Genomic DNA, 5,842 nt, shown 5'->3' with positions numbered 1-5,842 from the left:
TCCCGCGAGCAGCCAAATCCCCGTCCGCGCGTTTGGATAAGCAGGACTCTGCAAGGTTGGAGAAGCGTTCAGTTGGATTCCGAATCGCGATACCTGGTCGAAAGCAAAACGGCGATAGAACTCGCAGCCTTCGTTGTCTCCCTGGTTATGCCCAGTGCATTGCAGGTACTGCACGAGTCCTACGTTGTCTCCGTCGCCGGTGAGCCAGGATTCGGCATCGAGAAGTCCTCCTTGTTGACCGCCAGCGGAGTTGATGAATAGTTTGAGCCCCTGGTAATTCTGTCGGCTTCCGGTCAGCGTGTCATCGTTACCGTTGAGGTAGTTGAACGTCATGCCCGTCATGGCGCCGTGGTAAGGGCCCGCTGGAGGCTGATGCGAGACCACAGTCGAGAAGTTGAACGGAACATAGTTGCCGCCGAAGTTGCTGGTCGAGTTTGCCGTTTTCCAGCCGAAGTATCCCTGCTTCTGCTGACTATGGCTCAGCGGATTAAAAGCTCCGTTTACACCGACACCTTCGTTGTTATAACTATTCGTCGGGATGGCCGGGCGAATCCTATAGTCGGAATTGTCCGTAGTGAGTTCTCCTGAGATCGAGTCACAAGCGGCAGTGCCGCAACCGGCGGAGACGAGATTCGCCTGGATATTGTTCGGCCCCATTGTTTCCATATTCCACGGGAGGTGGACCTGGTTGGCGGTCACTTGGGGACGAGCTGTAATGCTTTTTCGATCAGAGGAGATAGCGCCGAGAGAGCAAACATAATTGGCACCGTCGAAATAAACGATACCGCCGGAAGTGGAACAAGCAATTGTTTGCGATTGAGAGCGGGCACAGAAGACCAGCAATAGGGCAGCCGCTACCCAAAGAACACGGGTAGAGCATTTTGCCTGTAGGTGTAGTGTAGGGATCCCGCATCTATGGGCGTTTTCCGCAATGAAAACGCCGCTGCACTTCCCTTCCGGGCTACCCAGCAACAGGGAAAATGCTCTAGCGTGACGACTTCTCATTGAAAGCATATGAACCTCGGCCTACATTAACGAGTCGTGAATGAGCACTCAGGAGTCTCACCCGCAAAAGTCCTTGTCTTACGCTTTGCTGCGCCTTCCGCCGKAGCGGGTAACGGCGGTTAAAGTTCAGAGGGCGAACATTCGACGTATGCACAACTGGGGGAGGGGGGACTCGAACAATCGGGTGGTATTTGAGACCTGGTGAGGCTACGGTGACCACTTCGTTCCTCCATATCCATTCTTATACGATTTGCTCCTTATGCCGCATCCCTCTGGCAGGTCGATGCGCGCTCCATGCCGGTCACGGTAAAGTAGGCTCATCTACTTTTTCGAAAGAAAACAGGTCATGACCTTGTTCTCGGCTCCTTCTTTGCAGACACGGATGCGGTCAAAGCAGCCCATTCAACCGTTGCAACTGGCGATCTTTGTTGTACTTTCTTCGTTGCTGGCGCTCGTCAGAGGATATCGGGGCAGCAGTCTCTTTTCGATCTCTGATGTAGAGTGGTACATCGCTCTCGCCGAAGGCCATGTTGAGCGTGTCATGCAGCCTTTCGCCATGCGTCAACTGCAGCCTTTGGTCGTTCGTGGCCTTTCGCATCTGACAGGTTTTTCTGTCTATTCGATCTTTATTGCTCTCGGGATCGTTTCGGTCGTTGCCGTACTGACGATCGTTGGTGGTCTTCTATTGCGCTCGGGGACACCGGTGTGGATCCTGATTGCTACAGGCGGTTGTTTCTTCTGGGCTGATCTGGTCCGGGGACTGGCGCTTCCCGATCTCTGGTATGCAGCGCTGTTGTCGATCATGCTCTACGCTTTGGCAAATCATCAGACGCTAGCGGCGATACTTATGTTGTTTCCGCTTTCGCTCTCGCGAGAATCCACCTTGTTGGTGCTGTTATGCCTGCTGTTGGCTACCTGGTGGCGTCTGAGTGTAGTCGAGCGCGTACTTGCTTTTGTAGCAACCTTTGCAGGTTCCTTCATTACTAGCCGGCTGAGCGCGAACGCCCTGGCGAACCAGCAACATGTTCCGGGTTCGCTCTATGTTCTGGGCAAAATCCCCTGGAATTTTTTTAAGAATGTTATTGGAGCTTATCCGTGGACACCCGGCATGAACATATGTACACCTGCCTGGCAGATACATTTGCCATTCGGTCCCATCAAAGCCTTTGGTGTCTGCGAGTGGGTGCTGTCTTTGCCGTTGACGACGCTTTTTGATGGCCTGACACGCTTTGGGCTTTTCCCGTTGCTTCTGCTTTTCTTTTTTCCTATTCGTACGTGGCGTTCGTTGTGGCGTGAAAGCCTTTTTCTGCGCTTCTGCTTGATTTACGGCGTGATCTCGTTTTTGCTGGCGCCGATGCTGGGAACAGCGGTGCCGCGGTTGTTCGGCTATGCCTGGCCGGTCTTTATGCTTGCTGTTCCGGCTTGCCTTCCGCCGATCTTCAAGAGCGGCGCAAAGGCGTGGGGGTTTCTGGCGATTCATCTGGTTGTGAGCTATCTGCCGGATATAGAGGCGCCATTGCAGATCTCTCTGCCCCTGGCGATTGTCGGTTATGTGGTGGGTTGGTGGCTGCTTCGGGTAGCGAAAGAGGCACCGGAAGCGCAGCCTGCTGCGGTCCTTGCCTTTGGCTAGGGCATTTTTCCTGTTGCCGGATATCCCGGGAGGAGCGTGCAGCGGCGTTTTCATTGAGGAAAACGTCCACAGGTGCGGAAGTCCTACACGACACCTACAGAGAAAACACTCTATCGTGCAGGCCAGGCCCACTTCGGTGTGTTGAAGAGTGTGGCTGACTCCAGTGTGGTCTCTCCGAATGATTTGATCAGGTGCAAGTGAGCGCAACCGGATTCGGCGAGGATGTTTTCGACCAGGGCTTGCGCGTGAGAGACGATGATGATCTGTGTGTTGCGTGAGGCGGCGCGGATCAACCTTGCCAGTGCAGGCAGCAGGTCCGGATGGAGGCTGGTCTCCGGTTCGTTAAGGACCAACAGCTCCGGTGGCCGCGGAGTCAGCAGAGCGGCAGTCAGATGCAGTACCGGAGAGAAGGTGCCGATCTGCGCCGTGCGTACGGGAGAGTCCGCGTCGGTGCGGAAGTGATCGTAGAAGCGCCAGCTTCGAATCGACTCGCGAACGGCGAGCATCTCCGGTGCACGTTGGGGATCGGGGATACTGGCGAGCATGCTGTCGGTGTCGGCGAGGTGCTGGGTCAGCATGACCGGTTCTTCGTCCCTGGTGGTGGAGAGCCAGACGAAGTTATTACGGCGGTCGACCATCGCGGAGGCTCTGCGATAGAGGGGGCCGTTCCAGATGCACTCCCGCTTGATGCGTGGGTCTAGTCCAAACATTGTCTGGGAGGGTATCGGGTAACCGAGATCGATGCTGTATCCGTAGAGATCGCCGCCGAAGCCGAGCATAAGGCTTGCAGAGTTCCTGCCGGCCAGGGGTTCGATCTTATGTTCGCCCTGCCGCACGCTGCGTGCGATAGTTTCAGGACCAGCCCAGAAGGTGGAGGGGAGCCCGCCCTCACGCGCCAGCGAACCCACGACGGCGTTCTGCGCTGCATCCGCAAGCAGATGTAACGAACGGTAGATATTGGACTTTCCGCTGCCATTAGCTCCGGTGACGACGCTGAGCTGCCCCAGGGGAAGAACGAGATCGCGAATGGAGCGGTATCCCTGGATGGCGATGGTGCGAATCATAGAAGCAGCATAGCTGGTTGCAGCATAGCTGTTGCACCCCGAAAATGGCTGATTTCTTGTGGAGGAACGACGGTGACTCCGTGCTATGCTCCCGTCGTGCCCACTACTGTTGCAGCGCCTGCTACCGAGAGATCGCGGCACTCCGCCGTCGTGCGTGTCACGCACTGGATCACGGTGCTTTGTTTTGTGGCACTGCTGGTGACCGGTATAGAGATTCTTCTCTCGCACCCGCGATTCTATTGGGGAGAGACCGGCAATGTGAACATGCATCCGTTGTTCACACTGCATGTGCCGTCGTCCCGCGCCATGGTGCCCACGGGATACGCCGTGCTGCCGGATCAGAACGGATGGAGCCGCTATCTGCACTTCGAGGCGGCATGGCTGATTGTTCTAACGGGTATCGTCTATGTGCTGGCGAGTCTATGGAACGGACATCTTCGCCGCGATCTTCTGCCGGCACGTGAACAGCGTAACTGGAAGGCATACACGGCAGTGTTGGGTAGATATCTTCACCGCGCTCCGGTAAAAGAGCGCGGGGCCTATAACGCTGTACAACGCGCGGTGTATCTGGGCGTGATCTTTGGTTTGTTTCCGTTGCTCCTCTGGACTGGTCTAGCGTTGTCGCCTGCCGTTGCTTCCGTTGCTCCGTGGGCAGTGGAGGCTCTCGGGGGACGGCAGTCTGCGCGGACGCTGCACTTCTTCGCGACTATTGCGCTGGTCTTGTTCTTTGTCGTGCATGTCATGATGGTGACGCTGGCGGGTTTCTGGAGCCGGACGCGGGCGATGGTGACCGGTGTCGTGAAGGAGGAACAGCTATGAGCATGACGCGGCGAAGGATGATTGCTGCAGCCGTGGCTGCGGGCGCCGGTGTTTCTGCTGCAGGCATAGCGGCGCGGCTGGCGCGGAGATATGGCCTGGTGCCTCCTGACAGCGGCGGTGTCTATGGTCCGGGAGAGACGCTGACCTATGCGACGCAGCGTTTGATGACCACGCACTCGACGGCGCGTGAGTTCTCTCGCAACATGATCTCGAAGGCTCCGTTTGCGAATGAGATACCGCCACTCAAAGAGGAGTTCAAGCGCMATCAGGCGGGGGGATTCAAGGACTGGAAGCTGACGATCGATGGCATGGTGGAGCATCCGGCATCGCTCTCACTTGCTGATCTCAAGACACTGCCAACGCGCAGCCAGGTTACGGAGCTGGCGTGCGAAGAGGGCTGGTCCTATATCGCTGAGTGGATCGGCACGCCGCTCTTCGAAGTCCTGCACGCTGCCGGCATGCTGCCTCAGGCTCGCTACGTTGTTTATCGTTCCATCGACCGCGATTGGTGGGAGAGTATCGACATGGCCGATGCGATGCATCCACAGACGCTGCTTACCTATGGCATGAATGATGACGATCTGCCGGTCAGGTTTGGTGGACCGCTGCGTCTTCGTCTGCCACGGCAGCTTGGCTACAAGAGCCTGAAGTTTGTCGACTCTATCACCGTAACGGACTCGATGAAGCGCTTCGGCAAGGGGCTGGGATCGTCTTCGCCGGAGGGCGGATATGCCTGGTATGCAGGCATTTAGAGCTGCAATGGGTGTGGCATAAGGGGCCGCAGACAGCGGTCCGATGGCATTTCGGCATCATAGAACCAAAGAAAGCAACTGGTGAATCTATGCTCATTCGCTCTGAATTCGATATTCAGTTCCAGCTTCCTGCTCCGATAACGATGCTCGCTATGCTGGACCTGCATCCGTCGGTCGATGCTCTCGCGCGTGAGGTGACATCGCTTGTCGTGGAGCATCTTGATGGCGGGCTGATGTCGCGGCTGGTGACCGAGAAGTATCAGGACAGCTACGGTAATCGCTGCTCACGTGTGCATTTGCCGGCTGGGGCGGTGCGGTTAAGCGGATCGAATGTGGTGGAGATCGATGGCGTGCCCGATCTGGTGAAGGTAGACGCCCAACAGGCCGAGGTGCGGGATCTTCCGGCGGCAGTGCTGCCCTTCCTGCTCGCCAGCCGCTACTGCGAGGTAGACCGGATGTGCGGTCTTGCCTGCGATCTCTTCGGGAGTGTTCCCAAGGGATGGCTGCTGGCGGTGACCATTCGTGACTGGGTTCACGATCATGTGAGCGACTGGGTTCACGATCATGTGAGC

At 56.9% G+C, this 5,842-nt stretch carries 5 protein-coding genes and 1 pseudogene; 4 read left to right on the top strand and 2 right to left on the bottom strand.

Annotated elements, in window-relative coordinates; genetic code table 11:
• Positions 1–657 (bottom strand): hypothetical protein (locus AB4043_RS19880; protein ID WP_442307872.1); only part of this gene is annotated, 657 nt, incomplete at its 3' end.
• A gap of 757 nt (positions 658–1,414) precedes the next feature.
• Here AB4043_RS19880 and AB4043_RS19875 point away from each other — a divergent pair.
• Positions 1,415–2,635 carry a hypothetical protein gene (locus AB4043_RS19875; protein WP_442307871.1) on the top strand — a complete coding sequence of 407 codons (1,221 nt, stop codon included), beginning with the start codon at positions 1,415–1,417 and terminating at the stop codon, positions 2,633–2,635.
• Positions 2,636–2,745: 110 nt separating this feature from the next.
• On the opposite strand, the gene AB4043_RS19870 is transcribed toward AB4043_RS19875, so the two are convergent.
• The gene (locus AB4043_RS19870) at positions 2,746–3,699 is read right to left on the bottom strand and encodes an AAA family ATPase (protein ID WP_442307870.1); all 954 of its coding nucleotides are present in this window, start codon (positions 3,697–3,699) and stop codon (positions 2,746–2,748) included.
• A gap of 72 nt (positions 3,700–3,771) precedes the next feature.
• Between AB4043_RS19870 and AB4043_RS19865 the strand changes: the two genes are divergently transcribed.
• From AB4043_RS19865 to AB4043_RS19855, 3 genes and pseudogenes are all read left to right on the top strand, one after another.
• Complete coding sequence (locus tag AB4043_RS19865; protein WP_442301942.1) at positions 3,772–4,518, top strand: cytochrome b/b6 domain-containing protein; 747 nt, start codon at positions 3,772–3,774, stop codon at positions 4,516–4,518.
• 2 nt (positions 4,519–4,520) lie between these two features.
• On the top strand, positions 4,521–5,270 hold the full coding sequence (locus tag AB4043_RS19860; protein WP_442307869.1) for a molybdopterin-dependent oxidoreductase: 750 nt from the start codon (positions 4,521–4,523) through the stop codon (positions 5,268–5,270).
• Between the two features lie 89 nt (positions 5,271–5,359).
• Positions 5,360–5,842, top strand: a pseudogene (locus AB4043_RS19855) (transglutaminase family protein); the annotation flags it as partial.

It is taken from the genome of Terriglobus sp. YAF25 (assembly GCF_052113305.1).
Classification (GTDB): Bacteria; Acidobacteriota; Terriglobia; order Terriglobales; family Acidobacteriaceae; genus Terriglobus.
This window is presented reverse-complemented; position numbering and strand designations above follow the sequence as displayed.